Consider the following 19,739-nt stretch of genomic DNA (forward strand, 5'->3'; position numbering starts at 1 on the left):
GAAAGTGCGGCACCCGCCCGGCTCTAGACTTCTCAGTTGTGGTGGAGGACGCAGTGACCAAACCGGCGCTCGGCGTACGTGTCCGCCGAGTGGTCCGCCGAGCATTGCTCGTCGTCGGTGGGGTGGTCACGCTCGTCTGCGTGCTGCTGCCCATCGCGTGCTGGCGCGACGACATGGCGATCGAGGAGCACCTGGGGCAGGCGGTCGCGCAGGTCGACTCCGTCTCCTTCAACAGGACGGTTGTGCGCTATGCCACACCGGACGGTCGCGTGATCATCCCGTCGCAGGGCGTGCTGTACCCGGCGGGGCTGCGGCCGGGGGACAACGTGCGGGTCGAGTACGACCGGACGAACCCGGAACTGGTCCGGGTGGCGGGCCGCGGCGCCTCGCTGTCGCTGTTGCCCGTCGGGACCTTCCTCGTGTCCGTCTGGCTCGTCATCATCGCCGTTGTGACAGTTCTACGCAGATTCGGCACTCAGGTGTAACATCGAGGGCATGGCGGATGACCTGGAGCTGCGCTTCGAGCGCACCGTGCAGGCCGAAGCGCGCATCGAGCCGCGCGACTGGATGCCCGACGGCTACCGCAAGACCCTGATCAGGCAGATCGCCCAGCACGCCCACTCCGAGATCATCGGCATGCAGCCGGAGGGCAACTGGATCAGCCGCGCGCCCTCGCTGCGCCGCAAGGCGATCCTGCTGGCGAAGGTGCAGGACGAGGCGGGCCACGGCCTGTACCTGTACTCGGCGACCGAGACGCTCGGCGCCGACCGCGAGGACCTGACGACCAAGCTCATCGAGGGCCGCCAGAAGTACTCCTCGATCTTCAACTACCCGACGCTGACGTTCGCCGACGTCGGCGTCATCGGCTGGCTGGTCGACGGCGCCGCCATCTGCAACCAGGTGCCGTTGTGCCGCACGTCCTACGGGCCGTACGCGCGCGCCATGATCCGCATCTGCAAGGAAGAGTCGTTCCACCAGCGCCAGGGCTACGAGCTGCTGATGACGATGATGCGCGGCACCCAGCAGCAACGCGACATGGTGCAGGACTCGGTGAACCGGTGGTGGTGGCCGGCGCTGATGATGTTCGGCCCGCCGGACGCGGAGTCCACGAACACCGAGCAGTCGATGGCGTGGCGGATCAAGCGCGACACCAACGACGAGCTGCGGCAGAAGTTCGTGAACATGAGCGTGCCGCAGGCCGAGGCGCTCGGCGTGACGTTCCCCGACCCCGACCTGAAGTGGAACCCCGAGCGCGGGCAGTACGACTTCGGCTCGCCGGACTGGGACGAGTTCTGGCAGGTCGTCAAGGGTGGCGGCGTCTGCAACCAGCAGCGGATCGCCCACCGCCGCAAGGCGCACGAGGACGGCGCGTGGGTCCGCGAGGCCGCCGCCGCGCACGCCGCGAAGCAGGCCGTGTCGAAGGAAGGTGCCGCGTGAGCACGTCTTGGCCGCTGTGGGAAGTGTTCGTGCGGGGCAAGCGCGGCCTGAACCACGTGCACGTCGGTTCGCTGCACGCGCCGGACGCCGAGATGGCGCTGCGCAACGCCCGCGACGTCTACACGCGCCGCAACGAGGGGGTCTCGATCTGGGTCGTGCCCGCGGCCTCGATCACCGCCTCCTCGCCGGACGAGAAGGACCCGTTCTTCGCGCCGTCCGGTGACAAGGTCTACCGGCACCCGACGTTCTACGCGATCCCCGAGGACGTGCCGCACCTATGAGCTTCGACAACGCGTACGAGTCGCTCCTCGGTCACGAGGACGCGCACTGGGCGTTCGGGACGGGCTTCTCCGAGCCCCTGTCCGGCGTCAACCGCGAGTTCCCGGCCGGGGTGGACCGCGACGCCCTCGCCGCGTACTGCCTGATGCTCGGTGACGACGCGCTGATCTTCTCCCAGCGGCTCTCGGAGTGGTGCTCGCGCGCCCCCGAGCTGGAGGAGGACATCGCGCTCGCGAACATCGCCCTCGACCTGCTCGGCCAGGCCCGCATGCTGCTCACACGCGCCGGGGAGGTGTTGGGCAAGGACGAGGACGCGCTGGCGTACCTGCGCGACGAACGCGAGTTCCGCAACGTGCACCTCGCCGAGATCGACTGCGGACCCGGCCCCGGTGGCGACTTCGGCACGACCATCGCGCGGCTGCTCGTGTTCTCGTCGTGGCGTCTCGCTCTCTTCTCGCGCCTGCGCGGCTCGGCCGACCCGGTGCTCGCTGCCGTCGCCGAGAAGGGCCTGAAGGAACTGGCATACCACCGCGACCACGCCGCCCAGTGGACCGTCCGCCTCGGCGACGGCACCGACGAGTCGCACCGCCGCATGCAGGCGGGTCTCGAGCGGGTGTGGCCGTTCGTGGACGAGCTGTTCGCGACGCACCCGGTCGAAGCCGCCCTGACCGGCGTCGCCGTCGACCCCGCGTCGCTGCGGTCCGAAGTGGACGGTGTGCTGACCGCGGTGCTGTCCGCCGCGGGCCTCACGCGTCCCGCCGACACGAAGGCCGCGCGGGTGGCGGGCATGGCGGGCCGCGACGGCGTGCACACCGAGGCCATGGGCTACCTGCTCGCCGAGATGCAGCACCTGCACCGCTCGCTGCCGGGGGCGGTCTGGTGACGAAGGCGTTCGAGATCGCGTCGGCCGTGCGGGACCCGGAGCTGCCGGTCCTCACGCTGGCGGACCTCGGCGTGCTGCGCGAAGTGTCCGAAGAGGACGGTCGCGTCGTCGTCACCATCACCCCGACCTACTCCGGGTGCCCCGCGATCGACGAGATGGGCGCCGACCTGCGCCGTTCGTTGCGGTCGGCGGGTTTCGCGGAGGTCGAGGTGCGCCTGTCGCTCTCGCCGGCCTGGACGACGGACTGGATCAGCGCGGAGGGCCGCGCGAAGCTGGCCGCCGCCGGCATCGCGCCGCCGTCGCGGATCGGCCCCTCGGCCGCCGGCCCGGTGCCGCTCAACCTGGTGCCACCGTCACGTCAGGTCGCCTGCCCGCAGTGCGGCTCGCTCAACACCTCGGAGATTTCCCGGTTCGGCTCGACCGCGTGCAAGGCCCTGCGCCGCTGCCACGCCTGCGCCGAGCCCTTCGAGCACGTCAAGGAGATCTGAGTTGCCGCCTGCACCGGGGAAGCGGGGTGCCGCCTTCCACAAGCTGACGGTCGCCCGCGTCGACCGCCTCTGCGACGACGCCGTGGCCGTCACGTTCGACGTGCCCGCGGACCTGGCGGACGAGTTCGCCTTCTCGGCGGGCCAGTACCTGACCGTGCGCCAGGGCGACGAACGCCGCTCGTACTCGATCTGCGCCCCGGCGGGCGCCGCGCCGCGCATCGGCGTGCGCCGTGTCGACGGCGGCCAGTTCTCCACGTGGCTGGTCGACCGCGTCGCCCCCGGTGACGTGCTCGAGGTCCTGCCGCCCCTGGGCAAGTTCAGCCCGACCGGCGTGGGCACCCACCACGGCTTCGTGGTGGCCGGCTCCGGCATCACCCCGGCGCTGTCGATCGCCGCGACCGTGCTCGCCACCGGCGCCCGCGTGACGCTGCTGTACGGCAACCGCAGCACCAACACGGTGATGTTCGCCGACGAGCTGGCCGACCTGAAGGACCGCTACCCGGCCACCTTCCAGCTCATCCACGTCCTGTCCCGAGAACCCCGGGACGTGGAGCTGTTCACCGGCCGCCTGACCGCTGCGAAGCTGACGGCCCTGTTCGGCACCGTCGTGCCGTTCGACGCCATCGACGAGTGGTGGCTCTGCGGCCCGTACGAGATGGTCCAGGACGCCACCGCCGTGCTGCGCGACCGCGGCGTCCCCACCGACCGCGTCCACCACGAGCTCTTCTACGTCGACGAGCCGCCCCCCCCGCCCCGCCGCGCCGAGGCCGTGGTCGACTCGGCCGCGACGGTGACGGTCGTGCTGGACGGCAAGTCGACCACGCTGCCGCTGCCCACCGGCGAACCCGTCCTGGACGCGGCCCAGCGGGTGCGCGCCGACCTGCCCTTCGCCTGCAAGGGCGGGGTGTGCGGGACGTGCCGGGCACTGGTGACCGAGGGCAGCGTCGAGATGCGGCGCAACTACGCGCTCGACGAGTCCGAGGTGGCGGCCGGGTTCGTGCTGACGTGCCAGGCGCTGCCGACGAGCGAGCGCGTGACGGTCGACTTTGACGCCTGACCGGAGTAGTCCGTTACTCCTTTGAGACCATACGGTCCATGTGGCACGGATTTCTGGATGAGTCGCGACGCGGAACCACCTACCTCGTCGTCGCGGTCGTCGTTCGACCGCGAGAGCTTGATGCGGTTCGCTCCGCACTGCGCCGACTGGTGAGGCCTGGTCAGCGCCGCGTGCACTTCAAAAAGGAAGGTGACTCGCGCAGGCGTGAGCTCGTCGCACGGCTGCGCGGGATGGGTCTGCGGGCAGGCGTGTGGGTGGTTCGTGACTCGGATGACGTTCGTGCTCGCCAGTTGTGCCTGTCCGCTGCGGCGGCTTGGCTGCAGGAGCTCGGAGTGACCCGCTTGGCGATCGAGAGCTGTGCGCACCAGGACGTGCGTGACCGGCAGACGCTCGCTGCTGTGCTGGAGAAAGTGGATGAGCCGTTCACCTATGAGCACCTGCGGCCGGCAGAGGATCCGGTTCTCTGGGCGAGTGACGCGCTGGCGTGGTGTTTCGGCGCAGGAGGCGATTGGCGCCACCGAGTGCAGCCGATGCTCGACGCGGTGGTGCGCCTCGACAACCACCAGGAAAGCGCGAAACCCGGCAACCGACCGTCCGGACGGTGAACCGGGTCCACTTCCGGCTCCTACTGGAACCGGCAAAAAAACTATAGCAGACTTGATGCGCACCGTGATCCCCCGATGGGCCGACGAACGCCCGGAAAACGTGGCACGATCAGGTGTCATGGGGGTCGTCGTCCGCTCAGCGCTCTGGGGTGCCGCACTCGGCACCCTGGTCATGGGCGCCCTCGCGACCGCCGTCGACCTGGCCGTCCCGAGCCAGAAGCCGTCCTCGCTCCTCGTCTCGGTCGCCGCGATCCTCATCCTCGCCGTGACCGTCGGTGGCGTGCCCGGCGCGGTGATCGGCACCGGCGTCGGCGTCGTCCGCCGCTCGGTCCACCGCCCCAGGCATCCGGTGCCCGCGTACCCGCCGGTGCCCCAGCGGCCCTACGACATGTGGTCCGAGCTGGTCGAACGATGTGCCGAGTCGACGAGGAGGGTGGCGAACGCGGTGCAGACCGTGCCGAAGTCACCCGCCAAGGAGTGGCTGCAGCGGATCAGCGAGCAGCTCACGAAGGAGCTCGACGACGTGCGCGGCATCGCGCAGCTCGGCAGGGCGCTCGGCGCGGTCGACCGGCAGCACCCGGTCTACCGGCGGCTGCTCAAGGCGGCGCACGACTTCCACCAGTTCGAGAACGAGGTGGGCCGGGTCGCGCTCCAGATGTTCGACCACCCCGACCTGGACGAGGCGCGCACGCACCTCGAGGTGCTCGAGAAGCAGCTCCCTCAGCTGTCGGCCTGAAGCGCGGACTGCCACCAGCCCAGCACCTCGTCGGCGGCCTCCGGTGCGGCCACCAGCAGACCGTCCACGGGCAGTTGGGCGCCTTCGCCGCGTCTGTCCAGCACGACCGCACCGGACTCCACGGCCAGTGACACGGCACCGGCCACATCCCACTCGTGGTAGCCGTGCAGCACCGCGGCGGCTACATGACCCAGCGCCACCTGCGCCACGGCCAGGCACTTCGAGCCCAGGACGCGCACCCCGGTGCCCGCTATCGCGGCCGTCGAGATGAACTCGCCCATCCCGGGCCACGGACCGGTCCTGGTCATCTCCGTGCACACGACGAGCGAGTCGCCCTGGCGTTCGGTCAGGCGGACCGGGGTGCCGTTCGCGCGCATGCCCCTGCCGCGCGCCGCGGCGTAGATCTGCGAGCGGTACGGGTCGGCCACGACGCCGACGACCGGGCCCCAGCGGTCCACCAGGGCGAGGCTGTAGGCGCACCACGGCATGCCGGCGGTGTAGTTCGCGGTGCCGTCGACCGGGTCGACCACCCAGCGGAACTCGGAGTCGCCGGGGACGTCCACGTCGGTGTTCTCGCAGAACACGGGGATCGAGGGGAACTCGGCCGTGAGCACGCGGCGGGTGTGGCGTTCGAGGGTGCGGTCCGTGTCGGTGACCCAGTCGAACGGCGACTCACCGGAGTCCGGACGCACGCCGCGGCCGGCGGTGGCCATGATGACGTCCGAGGCGTCGTTCGCCAGGCGGCCAGCCACCTCCAGCGCGATGGACACCAGCCCGGGGTCGACCGGGTGCGCGGGACGGGACGACAAGACGGTCATGCTGGCCTAGTCTCACCGCGTCTCATGACCGGCAACCCAAGCGGAGATGACGAAACGACGATCACCTGGCCACGACGTGAGGTGTTCCGACCGCGTCAAATTTCGTGTCATGCGGACTTCACACGCGCACTACAGGGTGTGATCCGTGCGCGTAGCGATCGTGACCGAGAGCTTCCTGCCCCAGGTGAACGGGGTGACCAACTCCGTCCTCCGCGTGCTGGAGCACCTGCGGCGCGGCGGCCACCAGGCTCTGGTGGTCGCGCCGGGTGCCGGCGCGGAAGAACACCACGGCACGCCCGTCGTCCGGGTCTCCGCCGTCGACGTGCCCCTGGTGACCAGCCTGCCGATCGGCGTGCCGAGTCCGAGAGTGCACCACGCGCTCGCCGACTTCCGGCCCGACGTCGTGCACCTCGCGTCGCCGTTCGTGCTGGGTGCGTACGGGCTCAGAGCCGCGCGCAAGCTCGACGTGCCGACCGTCGCGGTCTACCAGACCGACGTCGCGGGGTTCGCCGGCAACTACGGGCTCGGGCTGACCAAACGGGCGGCCTGGCGGTGGACGAAGCGCCTGCACGCGCTGGCCGACCGCACGCTGGCGCCGTCGAGCTCGGCCGTCGAGGCGCTGGAGCGGCACGGCGTGCCGCGCGTGCACCGGTGGGGCCGCGGCGTCGACATCGACCTCTTCCACCCGCGCCCGAGGCACAACGACGAGCTGACCGTGGGCTACGTCGGCCGCCTGGCGCCGGAGAAGCAGGTGCACCGCCTGCGTGAGCTGCGCGACCTGCCGGGCGTCAAGCTGCGGGTCGTCGGCGACGGCCCCGACCGCGAGCAGCTCGAGAAGGACCTGCCCGACGCCGAGTTCCTCGGCTTCCGCACCGGCCAGGAGCTCGCCGAGGCCTACGCCTCGCTCGACGTCTTCATCCACACCGGACCGCACGAGACGTTCTGCCAGGCCGTGCAGGAGGCGCTCGCGTCCGGCCTGCCGGTGCTCGCGCCGGACGCCGGTGGCCCGCGCGACCTGGTTCAGCACGGCAGGACCGGGTACCTCTTCGAGGACGACATCGCGCAGTACGTCGACCTGCTGCGCGACCCGCTGCGGCGCAGGCGCTTCGGCCTCGCGGCCCGCAAGTCGGTGCTCTCCCGCACCTGGCCCGCGGTCTGCGACGAGCTGATGGGTCATTACGCCGCGGTGATCGGACTCACCCACCAGGCGGCCGCTTGAGGATCGTTCAGCTAGCCAACTTCTACGGACCGAAGTCGGGCGGGCTCCGCACGGCGCTGCACCACCTCGGCACCGGCTACGCGCAGGCCGGTCACGAGGTCGTGCTCGTCGTACCGGGCGACCGCCGCGCCGACGAGGTCCTGCCGGGCGGCGTCCGGCGCATCACCCTGCCCGCGGTGAAGATCCCGTACACCGGCGGCTACCGGGTCGTGGACCCGTGGCGGGTGCAGGCGCTGATGGAGCACCTGAGTCCGGACCGGCTGGAGGTCTCCGACCGGCTGACGCTGCGCGGCATGGGCGCGTGGGCGAGCGAGCGGGGCATCCCGAACGTCGTGATCTCCCACGAGCGCCTCGACCGGCTGCTGCGGTTCGTGCTGCCGGAAGGCCCCGCCGTGCGCGGCGCGGACTGGGCCAACCGCCGCATGGCCGCCTCCTACGACACGGTGGTGTGCACCACGGGGTTCGCCCGCGAGGAGTTCGACCGCATCGGCGCCCGCAACGTCACGCAGGTGCCGCTCGGCGTCGACCTCACGACGTTCACCCCGCGCCGCCACTCCGCCGACCTGCGGCGGGACCTGTTGCGGGGCGAGGAGAGCCTGCTGGTCCACTGTGGACGGCTCTCGCCGGAGAAGCACGTGGAGCGCTCCGTCGACACGCTGGCCGAGCTGCACGAGCAGGGCCACTCCGCGCGGCTGGTGATCGCGGGCGACGGGCCGCGCCGCGCGGCGCTGGAGAAGCGCGCGGCGGGCCTGCCGGTGACGTTCCTCGGCTTCGTCAAGTCGCGCCTGGACGTCGCGTCGCTGCTGGCCTCAGCGGACCTGTCGCTGGCGCCCGGTCCGCACGAGACGTTCGGGCTGGCCGCCCTGGAGGCCTTGGCCAGCGGCACGCCGGTCGTCGTCAGCCGGAGCAGCGCGCTGAAGGAGATCGTCCAGCCGTCGTGCGGCGCGGCCGTCGACGACCACGCGGCCGCGTTCGCCTCGGCCGCCCGGCACCTGCTGAAGTCGGGCTCCCGCGAGGCCGCGCGGGCCCGCGCGGAGGAATACCCCTGGCACGCGGCGGTGGACGGGATGCTGAGCGCTCTGAAGGTGCCCTGAAGACGATCCCGGCGGCCCTGACCTACTCTGGGAGCCATGTCGCGAGCCGGCTTGGACAAGAACCCCCGCGAGGTCGCCGAGATGTTCGACGGCGTGGCCAAGGGCTACGACCGCACGAACTCGGTCATGACGCTGGGCTTCGACCGCCGCTGGCGGGAGTGGAGCAGGCGCGTGCTCGACGCCCGCCCCGGCGAGAAGGTCCTCGACCTCGCCGCGGGCACCGCGGTGTCCACCGTGGAGTACGCCGAGTCCGGTGCCTGGTGCGTCGCCGCGGACTTCTCCGTGGGCATGCTCGCCTCCGGCGCGCACCGCCGGGTCCCGAAGGTCGCCGCCGACGCCCTGCGGCTGCCCTTCCAGGACAACTCCTTCGACGCCGTCACGGTGTCGTTCGGCATCCGCAACTTCAACGACACCGTCGTGGCCCTGCGGGAGATGGCCCGCGTGGTCAAGCCGGGCGGCCGCATGGTGATCTGCGAGGTCTCCACCCCGGTGTGGAAGCCGTTCCGGTTCGTCTACATGAGGTACCTGCTCAAGCTGCTGCCGCTCATCGCGAGGTTCGTGTCCTCGAACCCGGTGGCCTACTCCTACCTGGCCGAGTCGATGGCGACGTGGCCGGACCAGCGCGCGCTGGGCGAGCTGATCTCGCAGGCGGGCTGGGAGGACGTCGCGTGGTTCAACCTGACCGGCGGGATGGTGGCGCTGCACCGGGCGACGAAGCCGAAGACCGGCGCCGCCGAGTCCGGACCTCCCGAGCCGACCGCCTAACCCCACCTCTCGTCGAAGAGGAACGCGGGGGCCCTACGTTTCCCTGACGGGAACGCAGGGCCCCCGCGTTCCCGTCAAACGGGCCGCCACAACGTTGCCGTGACGTTAGGGCGTGGGCGACTGGCCGCGGTGCGGTAAGCGCCCAGCAACTCGTTGAGAACGCTGTTCGGATCTGCTCTGAGTCGTGATGGAACGGTATGCACGGTCATCACGCCGTGCGCCAGCAGGGCTGAGTGCTGTGTCATCGTGTGGGCGTAGTCGGTAGGAGACAAGTGGAACTCCTTCGAGTCGATCTGCCATGCCAACCCGACCTCGTCCCACCAACCGTCCACGATCGCGAGTTGCCGTCCACGTGCGGAGCGGATCAGCACGTTTCGTTGAGGCTGAGGTAGTGACGACCGGCCGACCAGCGACCGCGCCCAGGCTTCGGCCGCGGAGCGGACACCGTCGGATACCTCGTCCAGCACCGCTCTGGGCAGGGCGGTGCCGCCGAGGTGAAGGTTTCTGAGTTCCGCCGCCAGCGCCGTTGGCGAGCAGAGCTGTCGTTGGACAGCGTCGGCGATCATCGCCCGGACCACGTCGAAGCGAGCCTCCCGACGTGCAGCGTCGATCAGCGCGCGAGCGAGATCGACTGTGGGAAATCCGTCGATCAAGCTGCCCGACCATGGCCGGTTGGACCGTTCGACAAGGAGAGGGCCCTGGCTGGCGAGACCTCGGCCGTGAGGTACGAGGACGTGGATGCGAAGGTCTTCAGGCAGACGTCGCACGCCATGTCTTCGAGCTGCCTCCAAGCCGGTCAGGTAGGAGAGCGGGCCTGCGCGCAACAACGCACCTCGGACGAGCTGTCTTCGGTCGGGCGTGCCCCCGGTCAGCAGGTAGACACCGAGGAACATCCTCGTCCAACCACCGCCAGGCCGGCATTTGAGTGCCATGGCCTTTCCCGTCAGCCCGAGTTTCAGCAGGTCGCGGCGGGCGGCCACCCCGTCTTCGAACAGGTCGGCCAGCAGTCCGTAGTCAGCGGCGGTTCGTTTGGTCATTCGTCCAATCCTGGGCAAATCTCGGCGGACAGCAACCACCCCATGATCGACATGTGGACAACTTGAGATCTTCGAAGGAACGCGGGGGCCCCGCGTTTCCTCATGGGGAACGCGGGGGCCCCGCGTTCCCGGCGGTGGCGGGGGATTGGGGCGCGGGGGTCCTCAGGTGGGGGCGGTTAGAGTCGCGAACAGAGCTGTGCGCAGTGACCGGTACACGTAGGGAGTCTGGATGAGCAGGCGCGGGATCAACGAGGACGCCGACGTCATCGTGGTGGGTGCGGGACCGGCGGGCTCGACCGCGGCGACCTACCTGGCCAGGGCAGGCCTCGACGTCCTGCTGCTGGAGAAGAGCTCCTTCCCCAGGGAGAAGGTCTGCGGTGACGGGCTCACGCCCCGCGGCGTCAAGCAGCTGATCGACCTCGGCATCGACACCCGCGAGGAGAACGGCTGGCTGCACAACAAGGGCCTGCGGGTCGTCGGCGGCGGCGTCACGATGGAGCTCGACTGGCCGGAGCTGGCCACGTTCCCCAACTACGGCGTCGTGCGCCCGCGCATGGACTTCGACGAGATGCTCGCGAACGCCGCGAAGGCGGCCGGCGCGCGGATGCACGAGAACACCACGGTCACCAAGGCCATCATCGAGAACGGCCGGGTCGTCGGCGTCGAGGCCAAGCAGGGGCCGGAGAAGAACCCGGTCAGCTACCGGGCCCCGATCGTCGTCGGCTGCGACGGCGTGAGCGCGCGCCTGGCCCTGTCCGTCGGCCTGCAGAAGGACGACGACAAGCCCATGGGCGTGGCGGTCCGCAGGTACTACGCGAGCCCGCGCACCAAGGACGACTACCTGGAGTCGCACCTGGAGCTGTGGGCGCCGGACGGCCAGCTGCTGCCCGGCTACGGCTGGATCTTCGGCATGGGCGACGGCAGCGTGAACGTCGGCCTCGGCATCCTCAGCACGTCGAAGGCCTACGGCACCACGGACTACCGGCAGCTGCTGCGCAGCTGGCTCGACGGCACGCCGGAGGAGTGGGGCTTCCGCGAGGAGAACGCGACGAGCCGCATCGGTGGCGCCGCGCTGCCCATGGGCCTCAACCGCAAGCCGCACTACCGGGCGGGCCTGGTGCTCGTCGGCGACGCCGGCGGCATGGTCAACCCCTTCAACGGCGAGGGCATCGGCTACGCCATGGAGTCGGCCAAGATCGCGAGCGAGAGCATCGTCCAGGCCCTCGCGCGCACCGGCGTCAACCGTGAACGAGCGCTCCACGGCTACCCCGTCCGGATCGAACAGGCGCTCGGCAGTTACTACCGGCTCGGGAACGTCTTCTCGAAGCTGATCGGCAACCCGGCGGTCATGCGGACCGCAACGAAGTACGGAATGCCGCGAAAGCGCCTGATGAAACTGGTGCTCAAGCTGCTGGCGGGCCTCTACGACCCCAAGGACGGCGACGCAATGGACCGCCTCATCGTGGCCGCCACGAAGCTCGCGCCGACGGCCTGAATTACTCCGAATAGGTGACGGCACCGGCTCAATACGAGCCGGTGCCGTTTCGTTTGTGTCCGTCATGTTAAAGACCCAGGTCAGACCCTGTGGCCCAGGTCATTTACAGGCGTTCTACACTGGCGATCGACCTTGTGAATCACTTCACAACAGTGTGGACTGGCTTGTGAAGTGTTTCACAAGCGTTTGTTAGGACCGCCTAACAAACGTGTCGCGGATCTACCCCCTTAGGGTGCGCCTCGACCACGAGGAAAGGACGACGGAGCGTGCTTGACCCTTACCTCCCCCTCGTATTGATGTTCGCGCTCGCCGGAGCGTTCGCTCTGTTCTCGGTGACCGCAGCGCCCTACATCGGACCCCGCCGCTACAACAAGGCGAAGCTCGACGCCTACGAGTGCGGCATCGAGCCGAGCCCGCAGCCGGTCGTGGGTGGTGGGCGCATGCCCGTCGCCTACTACCTGACGGCGATGCTCTTCATCTTGTTCGACATCGAAATGGTGTTCCTCTACCCGTTCGCCGTGGCTGCCGACAAGCTCGGCCTGTTCGGGCTGGTGGAGATCGTCCTGTTCGTCGCCACGGTCGGCTTCGCGTACGTCTACGTGTGGCGTCGCGGCGGCCTCGACTGGAACTGAGGAAGTCATGGGTCTCGAGGAGAAGCTCCCGAACGGCATCCTGCTGGCCAGCGTCGAGAAGCTGGTCAACTGGACCCGCAAGTCCTCGCTCTGGCCTGCCACCTTCGGCCTGGCCTGCTGCGCCATCGAGATGATGACGACGGGTGGTCCGCGCTACGACCTCGCCCGCTTCGGCATGGAGGTCTTCCGGGCCTCACCGCGCCAGGCGGACCTGATGATCGTCGCGGGCCGCGTCACCAACAAGATGGCGCCGGTGCTGCGGCAGATCTACGACCAGATGCCCGAGCCGCGCTGGGTGCTGGCCATGGGCGTGTGCGCCAGCAGTGGCGGCATGTTCAACAACTACGCGGTGGTGCAGGGCGTCGACCACGTCGTGCCCGTCGACATGTACCTGCCGGGCTGCCCGCCGCGGCCGGAGATGCTGATGGACGCGATCCTCAAGATCCACGCCAAGATCATGGACGAGCCGCTGGGCGCCGTGCGCGCCAAGGCGCTCGCCGACTCTGGCTACCGCACCGACCTCATCCCGTCCTCCGAGCGCTTTGCGAGGAAGAAGTGACCGAGCCAGGGGGAGAGCACTCCAGCGTCAACAACCGCGCCGGAGAGGACCTCGAGAAGACCAACCCGGACGAGGCCAAGGCGAAAGCCCCCGTCTTCGCGGGCAAGGAGCGCAAGGGCCTCTTCGGCGTCACCGGCTCCGGTGACACGTCCGGCTTCGGTGGCCTGCGCCTGCCCGCCCACGTGGCCGCTCCGTCCGAGCGCCCGTACGGCGGCTGGTTCGACGAGGTCGCGGACGAGATCTTCGCCGCGATCAGCGAGAAGGGCCTGCCCGCCGACACGGTGCAGCAGGTGTCGGTCGACCGCGGCGAGATCACCTTCTACCTCAAGCCGGAGACGCTGGCGGAGGTCGCGCGCATCTGCCGCGACACCCCGTCGCTGCGCTTCGAGCTGTGCAGCTCGGTGTCCGGCGTCGACTACGGCGTCGGCGTGCCGCAGCGCCTGCACTCGGTCACCCACCTCACGTCGATGACGTACCGCCGCCGCATCCGGCTGGAGGTCGCGGTCGACGTCGAGCACCCGCACGTGCCGAGCCTCGTCGAGGTCTACCCGACGGCGGACTGGCAGGAGCGCGAGACCTGGGACATGTTCGGGATCGTCTACGACGGTCACCCCGGACTGACCCGCATCCTCATGCCGGACGACTGGGACGGCCACCCCCAGCGCAAGGACTACCCGCTGGGCGGCATCCCCGTCGAGTACAAGGGCGCGGAGATCCCTCCGCCGGACCAGAGGCGGTCCTACTCATGACCGAGCGGCTTTCCGACGTCACCACCGGGACCAACACCAGCGCGACCGGGAGCGACAGCACGGACGACGTCACCACCGGCACGGCCACCCCGGAGGTCGCGGACTCCCGCAAGACCACCGAGGGCACCGTCTACACGGTGACCGGCGGCGACTGGGACGAGGTGCTCGCGGACGCGGTCCACGACGAGCGCATCGTCATGAACCTCGGCCCGCAGCACCCGTCGACGCACGGCGTGCTCCGCCTGGTCCTCGAGCTCGAGGGCGAGACGGTCACCCACGCCCGCAGCGTCATCGGCTACCTGCACACGGGCATCGAGAAGAACGTCGAGTACCGCAACTGGGTGCAGGGCGTCACGTTCGTGACGCGCACGGACTACCTGGCGCCGCTGCACCACGAGGCCGCGTACTGCATGGCCGTCGAGAAGCTGCTCGGCGTCACGGTGCCGGACAAGGCGCAGGCGATCCGCGTGCTGCTGATGGAGATCAACCGCATCAGCTCGCACCTCGTCGCGCTCGCCACCGGCGGCATGGAGCTCGGCGCCCTCACCGGCATGACCTCCGGCTTCCGGGAGCGCGAAGAGGCCCTGCACCTGCTGGAGCACCTGACGGGCCTGCGGATGAACCACGCGTTCATCCGCCCCGGCGGTCTCGCCCAGGACCTGCCCGACGACGCGGTCGAGAAGATCACCGCGTTCGTCAAGGTCATGGAGAAGCGGCTGCCGGACTACGACAAGCTGCTCACCGGCCAGCCGATCTGGCGCAACCGCCTCGCGAACGTGGGCTACCTGCCCGTCGACGCGTGCCTCGCGCTCGGCATCACCGGCCCGATCCTGCGCTCCGCCGGCCTCGCCTGGGACCTGCGCAAGATCGAGCCGTACAGCGGCTACGAGAACTACGAGTTCGACGTGCCGACCTCGAACGCGGCGGACTGCTTCGCGCGGTACCTGCTGCGCCTCGAGGAGATGCACCAGTCGCTGCGGATCATCAAGCAGGTCGTGAAGAACCTGCCGACCGGTCCGGTGATGGTCTCCGACGCGAAGATCGCGTGGCCCGCGCAGCTCACGATCGGCAGCGACGGCATGGGCAACTCGCTCGAGCACGTCCGCAAGATCATGGGTCAGTCCATGGAGTCCCTGATCCACCACTTCAAGCTGGTGACCGAGGGCTTCAAGGTTCCGCCCGGCCAGGTGTACGTGCCGGTGGAGTCGCCGCGCGGCGAGCTGGGCTACCACGTCGTCTCCGACGGCGGCTCCAGGCCGATGCGCGTGCACCTGCGCGAACCCAGTTTCGTGAACCTCCAGTCGATGCCCGCGATGTGCGAGGGCGGCATGGTCGCCGACGTGATCGCGTCCGTCGCCTCGATCGACCCGGTGATGGGTGGTTGCGACCGATGACTCAGGCTCCAGAGAGCACCACGTTCGACCAGGCCACCGCGGACCGCGCGCAGGCGATCATCGCCCGCTACCCGCAGCCCCGCAGCGCCCTGCTGCCGATGCTGCACCTCGTGCAGTCGGTCGAGGGCTACGTCTCCCAGGAGGGCATCCGGTTCTGCGCCGGCCAGCTCGACCTGACCGAGGCGGAGGTCAGCGCGGTCGCGACCTTCTACACCATGTACAAGCGCCGCCCGTGCGGCGAGCACCTGGTCAGCGTGTGCACGAACACGCTGTGCGCGGCGCTGGGCGGCGACGAGATCTACTCGACGCTCAAGAACCACCTCGGCGTCGGCCACGACGAGACCGCGGGCGAGCCGGGCACGCCGGGCTCGATCACCCTGGAGCACGCCGAGTGCCTCGCCGCGTGCGACCTCGGCCCGGTCCTCCAGGTGAACTACGAGTTCTACGACAACCAGACCCCGGAGAAGGCGCTGGGACTGGTGAAGGCGTTGCAGTCGGGGGAGAGGCCCGCCCCGACCAGAGGCGCCCCGCTCACCGACTTCAAGCAGGCCGAGCTCCAGCTCGCCGGGTTCTTCGAGGGGCGCGACGCCGACCTCGACGGCCCGTCGGCGGCGCCGGAGACGTTGCGCGGAGCCGAGATCGCGCAGGAACGCGGCTGGGACGCCCCCGCGGTGCCCGCGAACGCCGAGTTCCCTGCCCTGCCAGAGAAGAAGTAGGGGAACCATGGTTGACCCGCTGACTCCCGTTCTCACCAAGCGCTGGACCGAGCCCAGGTCCTGGACCATCGAGACCTACGAGCGCACCGGTGGCTACACCGCCCTGCCCAAGGCGCTGAAGGCCCACCCGGACCAGCTCATCCAGCAGTGCAAGGACTCCGGGCTGCGCGGCCGCGGCGGCGCGGGGTTCCCCACCGGCATGAAGTGGGGCTTCATCCCGCAGGGCGACGGCAAGCCGCACTACCTCGTCATCAACGCCGACGAGGGCGAGCCGGGCACCTGCAAGGACATCCCGCTGATGATGGCGGACCCGCACTCGCTGATCGAGGGCGTGATCATCACGTCGTACGCGATCCGCGCGAACTTCGCGGCGATCTACGTCCGCGGCGAGGCCCTGCACTGCATCCGCCGGCTCAACGCGGCGGTGCGCGAGGCGTACGCCAAGGGGTACCTGGGCAAGAACGTCCTGGGCAGCGGGTTCGACCTGGACGTCGTGGTCCACGCCGGCGCCGGCGCGTACATCTGCGGTGAGGAGACCGCGCTGCTCGACTCGCTGGAGGGCCGTCGTGGCCAGCCGCGGCTCAAGCCGCCGTTCCCCGCCACCTCGGGCCTGTACGCGTCGCCCACCGTGGTGAACAACGTCGAGACGATCGCGTCGGTCCCCTTCATCGTCAACGGTGGCGCCGACTGGTTCCGCGAGATGGGTCGCGACCGCTCGCCCGGTCCGAAGATCTACTCGCTGTCCGGCCACGTGACCAACCCCGGCCAGTACGAGGCGCCGATGGGCACCACGCTCCGGCAGCTGCTGGAGATGGCGGGCGGCATGAAGGACGGCATCCCGCTGAAGTTCTGGACGCCGGGTGGTTCGTCCACGCCGCTGTTCACCGCGGAGCACCTCGACGTGCCGCTGGACTTCGAGGGCGCCGCCGAGGCCGGCTCGATGCTGGGCACGACCGCCGTGCAGGTCTTCAACGAGACCGTGTCCGTGCCGTGGGCCGTCATGAAGTGGACGGAGTTCTACAAGCACGAGTCGTGCGGCAAGTGCACGCCGTGCCGCGAGGGCACGTACTGGCTCGTGCAGATCCTGCAGCGGATGGTGGCGGGCAACGGCACGGCGAGCGACATCGACACGTTGCTCGACGTCTGCGACAACATCCTCGGCCGTTCCTTCTGCGCGCTCGGTGACGGTGCCGTCAGCCCGATCACCAGTGGCATCAAGTACTTCAAGGACGAGTTCCTGGCTCTCTGCGACCAGAACTCTGCCAAGAACAGGGCCAACTCCGTCCTGGCTGGAGCGAACGCATGACCATCGCGCCTGACAAGCCCAACGCAACCGAGCTCGTCGTGCCGGAGGGGCACGTCAAGCTCGTCATCGACGGTGTGGAAGTGGTCGCTCCCAAGGGCGAGCTGCTGATCCGCACGGCCGAGCGCCTCGGCACGGTCATCCCGCGCTTCTGCGACCACCCGCTGCTGGAGCCCGCCGGCGCCTGCCGCCAGTGCCTCGTCGAGGTCGAGATGGGCGGCCGGCCGATGCCGAAGCCGCAGGCCTCCTGCACGATGACGGTCGCGGACGGCATGGTCGTGAAGACCCAGCTGACCTCGCCGGTCGCGGACAAGGCCCAGCAGGGTGTGATGGAGCTGCTGCTCATCAACCACCCGCTGGACTGCCCGGTCTGCGACAAGGGCGGTGAGTGCCCGCTGCAGAACCAGGCGATCGCCCACGGCCGCAGCGACTCCCGCTTCCACGAGCACAAGCGGACGTTCCCGAAGCCGATCAACATCTCGACGCAGGTGCTGCTCGACCGCGAACGCTGCGTGCTCTGCCAGCGCTGCACCCGGTTCTCCGCGCAGATCGCCGGCGACCCGTTCATCGAGCTGCTGGAGCGCGGCGCGCAGCAGCAGATCGGTGTGGCGCAGGAGAAGCCGTTCCAGAGCTACTTCTCCGGCAACACCATCCAGATCTGCCCGGTCGGTGCTCTCACCAGCGCCGCCTACCGGTTCCGCGCCCGTCCGTTCGACCTCGTGTCGACGCCGAGCATCTGCGAGCACTGCTCGTCGGGATGTGCCGAGCGCACCGACTGGCGCCGCGGCAAGGTGCAGCGCAAGCTCGCCGGCGACGACCCGCAGGTCAACGAGGAGTGGATCTGCGACAAGGGCCGGTTCGCCTTCCGCTACGCGACGACCGCCGACCGCATCAGGCGGCCGCTGGTCCGCGACGCCGCGACCGGTGAGCTGCGCGAGTCCTCCTGGACCGAGGCGCTGCAGGTCGCGGCGGCCGGTCTGGCGGCAGCCAGGGACGCCCACGGCGTCGGCGTGCTGACCGGTGGCCGGCTGACCGTCGAGGACGCCTACGCGTACTCGAAGTTCGCCCGGATCGCGTTGCGCACCAACGACATCGACTTCCGCGCCCGGCCGCACTCGGCCGAGGAGCTGGAGTTCCTGTCCGGCACGACGGTGTTCACCAACCCGGACAACGGGGTCACCTTCGGGGGCATCGAGTCCGCACCGGCCGCGCTGCTGGTGGCGTTCGAGCCCGAGGAGGAGGCGCCGATCGTCTTCCTGCGGCTGCGCAAGGCCGCTCGCAGGGGCACCACGAAGGTCTTCCACCTCGGCCAGTTCACGACCCCGGCCGTCGAGAAGACGTTCGGCACGCTGCTCGCCTGCGTGCCGGGCGCCGAGGCGAACGCGATCAACGCGCTGCCGGACCACGCGAGCGATGTCGTCGACCTGCTGGGCAAGCCCGGCGCGGTGATCCTCGTCGGCGAGCGCGCCGCCGAGATCCCCGGCGCGTTCACCGCGGTCGCCCGGCTCGCGGAGCGCACCGGTGCCAAGGTCGCGTGGATCCCGCGTCGTGCCGGTGAGCGCGGCGCGCTCGCGGTCGGCGCCACGCCGAACCTGCTGCCCGGTGGCCGCCACGTCGCGAACGCGTCGGCGCGCACCGAGGTCGAGCGCACCTGGGGCGTCGAGGAGGGCACGATCCCGGCCACGCCGGGCCGGGACACCACCGGCATCCTGACCGCCGCCGCGAACGGCGAGCTGTCCGGCCTGGTGGTCGGCGGCGTCGACCCGTTCGACCTGCCGGACCCCGTGCTGGCGCAGAAGGCGCTGGCGGGCGCCGGGTTCGTCGTGAGCCTGGAGCTGCGGCCGAGCGCGGTCACCGCGCACGCCGACGTCGTGCTCCCGATCGCCCCGACGGTCGAGAAGTCCGGCAGCTACCTCAACTGGGAGGGCCGCCGCCGGGAGTTCGGCACGACCCTCGAAGGCACCGGCGCGCTGTCGGACTGCCGCGTGCTCGACACCCTCGCGGTGGAGATGGACGCGGACCTGTTCACGCAGACGCCCGCCGCCGCGGCCGCCGACCTGGCCCGCCTCGGCGAGGGCGTCCCGAGCGGGTCCTCGCTGAACGTCGCCGCGCCGCTGCAGTCCCCGGCCGGTCCCGGCAAGGCCGTGCTCGCCACGTGGCACCGCCTGCTCGGCAACGGCTCGCTGCAGGTGGACGAACCGCACCTCGCCGGCACGGCCCGCCCGGTCGTCGCGAAGGTCGCGGAGGTCACCGCGACGCAGTTCGGCCTGGAGACCGGCGGCTACGTGACGGTCTCCACCGAGCGCGGCGCGATGACGCTCCCGGTCGAGACCGACGACCTGCCGGAGGGCGTCATCTGGCTGCCCACCAACTCCGGTGACGTGACCGTCCGCGCCACTCTCGGCGCGGGCCACGGTTCGATCGTCTCCGTCAGCGCCGGATCCAGCCTTGGGGTGACGTCATGACGAAGTAC

The 19,739-nt window shown here is 70.0% G+C and carries 21 protein-coding genes; 19 read left to right on the plus strand and 2 right to left on the minus strand.

Annotation, left to right across the window (positions count from 1 at the left end):
* The first annotated feature begins 53 nt into the window (after nucleotides 1-53).
* The 8 genes from BMW88_RS03305 to BMW88_RS03340 all read left to right on the plus strand — a co-directional run bounded on the left by BMW88_RS03305 (nucleotide 54) and on the right by BMW88_RS03340 (nucleotide 5,485).
* Nucleotides 54-485 carry a DUF3592 domain-containing protein gene (locus BMW88_RS03305; protein ID WP_218147980.1) on the plus strand — a complete coding sequence of 144 codons (432 nt, stop codon included), beginning with the start codon at nucleotides 54-56 and terminating at the stop codon, nucleotides 483-485.
* Nucleotides 486-495: 10 nt separating this feature from the next.
* A complete protein-coding gene (gene paaA, locus BMW88_RS03310) occupies nucleotides 496-1,437 on the plus strand; it encodes a 1,2-phenylacetyl-CoA epoxidase subunit PaaA (protein ID WP_089948923.1) in 942 nt (313 codons plus the stop codon).
* Complete coding sequence (paaB, locus tag BMW88_RS03315) at nucleotides 1,434-1,718, plus strand: 1,2-phenylacetyl-CoA epoxidase subunit PaaB (protein ID WP_089948924.1); 285 nt, start codon at nucleotides 1,434-1,436, stop codon at nucleotides 1,716-1,718. Before paaA ends, paaB begins: the two co-directional genes overlap by 4 nt.
* The gene (gene paaC, locus BMW88_RS03320; protein WP_089948926.1) at nucleotides 1,715-2,599 is read left to right on the plus strand and encodes a 1,2-phenylacetyl-CoA epoxidase subunit PaaC; all 885 of its coding nucleotides are present in this window, start codon (nucleotides 1,715-1,717) and stop codon (nucleotides 2,597-2,599) included. Before paaB ends, paaC begins: the two co-directional genes overlap by 4 nt.
* On the plus strand, nucleotides 2,596-3,087 hold the full coding sequence (paaD, locus tag BMW88_RS03325; RefSeq protein WP_177220925.1) for a 1,2-phenylacetyl-CoA epoxidase subunit PaaD: 492 nt from the start codon (nucleotides 2,596-2,598) through the stop codon (nucleotides 3,085-3,087). Before paaC ends, paaD begins: the two co-directional genes overlap by 4 nt.
* Before the next feature lies 1 nt (nucleotide 3,088).
* Nucleotides 3,089-4,144 carry a 1,2-phenylacetyl-CoA epoxidase subunit PaaE gene (gene paaE, locus BMW88_RS03330; protein WP_089948928.1) on the plus strand — a complete coding sequence of 352 codons (1,056 nt, stop codon included), beginning with the start codon at nucleotides 3,089-3,091 and terminating at the stop codon, nucleotides 4,142-4,144.
* Between the two features lie 38 nt (nucleotides 4,145-4,182).
* Nucleotides 4,183-4,749, plus strand: coding sequence for a hypothetical protein (locus tag BMW88_RS40800; protein WP_143115954.1), 567 nt, complete (start codon nucleotides 4,183-4,185; stop codon nucleotides 4,747-4,749).
* A gap of 118 nt (nucleotides 4,750-4,867) precedes the next feature.
* The gene (locus tag BMW88_RS03340; RefSeq protein WP_089948931.1) at nucleotides 4,868-5,485 is read left to right on the plus strand and encodes a hypothetical protein; all 618 of its coding nucleotides are present in this window, start codon (nucleotides 4,868-4,870) and stop codon (nucleotides 5,483-5,485) included.
* On the opposite strand, the gene BMW88_RS03345 is transcribed toward BMW88_RS03340, so the two are convergent.
* Complete coding sequence (locus tag BMW88_RS03345; protein WP_089948932.1) at nucleotides 5,470-6,303, minus strand: inositol monophosphatase family protein; 834 nt, start codon at nucleotides 6,301-6,303, stop codon at nucleotides 5,470-5,472. The genes BMW88_RS03340 and BMW88_RS03345 overlap by 16 nt on opposite strands.
* Before the next feature lie 145 nt (nucleotides 6,304-6,448).
* Here BMW88_RS03345 and BMW88_RS03350 point away from each other — a divergent pair, with 145 nt between their 5' ends.
* Genes BMW88_RS03350 through BMW88_RS03360 form a run of 3 tightly spaced genes read left to right on the plus strand, consistent with a single transcriptional unit; the run spans nucleotide 6,449 to nucleotide 9,381 of the window.
* The gene (locus BMW88_RS03350; RefSeq protein ID WP_089948934.1) at nucleotides 6,449-7,522 is read left to right on the plus strand and encodes a glycosyltransferase family 4 protein; all 1,074 of its coding nucleotides are present in this window, start codon (nucleotides 6,449-6,451) and stop codon (nucleotides 7,520-7,522) included.
* Entirely contained in the window at nucleotides 7,519-8,616 is a 1,098-nt protein-coding gene (locus tag BMW88_RS03355; protein ID WP_089948936.1) for a glycosyltransferase, read from the plus strand. The genes BMW88_RS03350 and BMW88_RS03355 overlap by 4 nt, the downstream gene beginning before the upstream one ends.
* A 36-nt stretch (nucleotides 8,617-8,652) precedes the next feature.
* Complete coding sequence (locus tag BMW88_RS03360; protein WP_089948938.1) at nucleotides 8,653-9,381, plus strand: demethylmenaquinone methyltransferase; 729 nt, start codon at nucleotides 8,653-8,655, stop codon at nucleotides 9,379-9,381.
* 74 nt (nucleotides 9,382-9,455) lie between these two features.
* Here BMW88_RS03360 and BMW88_RS40805 read toward each other — a convergent pair whose 3' ends face one another.
* Nucleotides 9,456-10,418, minus strand: coding sequence for a hypothetical protein (locus BMW88_RS40805; RefSeq protein ID WP_143115955.1), 963 nt, complete (start codon nucleotides 10,416-10,418; stop codon nucleotides 9,456-9,458).
* A 229-nt stretch (nucleotides 10,419-10,647) separates the two neighbouring features.
* Between BMW88_RS40805 and BMW88_RS03370 the strand changes: the two genes are divergently transcribed.
* The 8 genes from BMW88_RS03370 to BMW88_RS03405 all read left to right on the plus strand — a co-directional run bounded on the left by BMW88_RS03370 (nucleotide 10,648) and on the right by BMW88_RS03405 (nucleotide 19,731).
* A complete protein-coding gene (locus tag BMW88_RS03370) occupies nucleotides 10,648-11,913 on the plus strand; it encodes a geranylgeranyl reductase family protein (RefSeq protein WP_089948941.1) in 1,266 nt (421 codons plus the stop codon).
* 266 nt (nucleotides 11,914-12,179) lie between these two features.
* A complete protein-coding gene (locus BMW88_RS03375) occupies nucleotides 12,180-12,545 on the plus strand; it encodes an NADH-quinone oxidoreductase subunit A (RefSeq protein ID WP_030478224.1) in 366 nt (121 codons plus the stop codon).
* 7 nt (nucleotides 12,546-12,552) lie between these two features.
* Nucleotides 12,553-13,104 carry a NuoB/complex I 20 kDa subunit family protein gene (locus BMW88_RS03380; RefSeq protein WP_089948943.1) on the plus strand — a complete coding sequence of 184 codons (552 nt, stop codon included), beginning with the start codon at nucleotides 12,553-12,555 and terminating at the stop codon, nucleotides 13,102-13,104.
* A complete protein-coding gene (locus BMW88_RS03385; RefSeq protein WP_089948944.1) occupies nucleotides 13,101-13,853 on the plus strand; it encodes an NADH-quinone oxidoreductase subunit C in 753 nt (250 codons plus the stop codon). The genes BMW88_RS03380 and BMW88_RS03385 overlap by 4 nt, the downstream gene beginning before the upstream one ends.
* Nucleotides 13,850-15,247, plus strand: coding sequence for an NADH-quinone oxidoreductase subunit D (locus tag BMW88_RS03390; protein ID WP_089948946.1), 1,398 nt, complete (start codon nucleotides 13,850-13,852; stop codon nucleotides 15,245-15,247). The genes BMW88_RS03385 and BMW88_RS03390 overlap by 4 nt, the downstream gene beginning before the upstream one ends.
* The gene (nuoE, locus tag BMW88_RS03395) at nucleotides 15,244-15,963 is read left to right on the plus strand and encodes an NADH-quinone oxidoreductase subunit NuoE (RefSeq protein ID WP_089948947.1); all 720 of its coding nucleotides are present in this window, start codon (nucleotides 15,244-15,246) and stop codon (nucleotides 15,961-15,963) included. Before BMW88_RS03390 ends, nuoE begins: the two co-directional genes overlap by 4 nt.
* Before the next feature lie 7 nt (nucleotides 15,964-15,970).
* Entirely contained in the window at nucleotides 15,971-17,269 is a 1,299-nt protein-coding gene (gene nuoF / locus BMW88_RS03400) for an NADH-quinone oxidoreductase subunit NuoF (RefSeq protein WP_089948949.1), read from the plus strand.
* Entirely contained in the window at nucleotides 17,266-19,731 is a 2,466-nt protein-coding gene (locus BMW88_RS03405; RefSeq protein ID WP_089948951.1) for an NADH-quinone oxidoreductase subunit G, read from the plus strand. Before nuoF ends, BMW88_RS03405 begins: the two co-directional genes overlap by 4 nt.
* Nucleotides 19,732-19,739 lie beyond the last annotated feature (8 nt).

Source organism: Lentzea xinjiangensis (assembly GCF_900110955.1).
Taxonomy (GTDB): domain Bacteria; phylum Actinomycetota; class Actinomycetes; order Mycobacteriales; family Pseudonocardiaceae; genus Lentzea; species Lentzea xinjiangensis.

Bases quoted from the DNA above. Each gene is read 5' to 3' on its own strand.
- BMW88_RS40805 (WP_143115955.1), bottom strand. From the start codon at position 10,418: ATGACCAAACGAACCGCCGCTGACTACGGACTGCTGGCCGACCTGTTC.
- BMW88_RS40800 (WP_143115954.1), top strand. From the start codon at position 4,183: ATGTGGCACGGATTTCTGGATGAGTCGCGACGCGGAACCACCTACCTC.
- BMW88_RS03405 (WP_089948951.1), top strand. From the start codon at position 17,266: ATGACCATCGCGCCTGACAAGCCCAACGCAACCGAGCTCGTCGTGCCG.
- BMW88_RS03360 (WP_089948938.1), top strand. From the start codon at position 8,653: ATGTCGCGAGCCGGCTTGGACAAGAACCCCCGCGAGGTCGCCGAGATG.
- paaA (WP_089948923.1), top strand. From the start codon at position 496: ATGGCGGATGACCTGGAGCTGCGCTTCGAGCGCACCGTGCAGGCCGAA.
- BMW88_RS03345 (WP_089948932.1), bottom strand. From the start codon at position 6,303: ATGACCGTCTTGTCGTCCCGTCCCGCGCACCCGGTCGACCCCGGGCTG.
- BMW88_RS03380 (WP_089948943.1), top strand. From the start codon at position 12,553: ATGGGTCTCGAGGAGAAGCTCCCGAACGGCATCCTGCTGGCCAGCGTC.
- BMW88_RS03370 (WP_089948941.1), top strand. From the start codon at position 10,648: ATGAGCAGGCGCGGGATCAACGAGGACGCCGACGTCATCGTGGTGGGT.
- nuoE (WP_089948947.1), top strand. From the start codon at position 15,244: ATGACTCAGGCTCCAGAGAGCACCACGTTCGACCAGGCCACCGCGGAC.
- BMW88_RS03390 (WP_089948946.1), top strand. From the start codon at position 13,850: ATGACCGAGCGGCTTTCCGACGTCACCACCGGGACCAACACCAGCGCG.
- paaC (WP_089948926.1), top strand. From the start codon at position 1,715: ATGAGCTTCGACAACGCGTACGAGTCGCTCCTCGGTCACGAGGACGCG.
- BMW88_RS03340 (WP_089948931.1), top strand. From the start codon at position 4,868: ATGGGGGTCGTCGTCCGCTCAGCGCTCTGGGGTGCCGCACTCGGCACC.
- nuoF (WP_089948949.1), top strand. From the start codon at position 15,971: ATGGTTGACCCGCTGACTCCCGTTCTCACCAAGCGCTGGACCGAGCCC.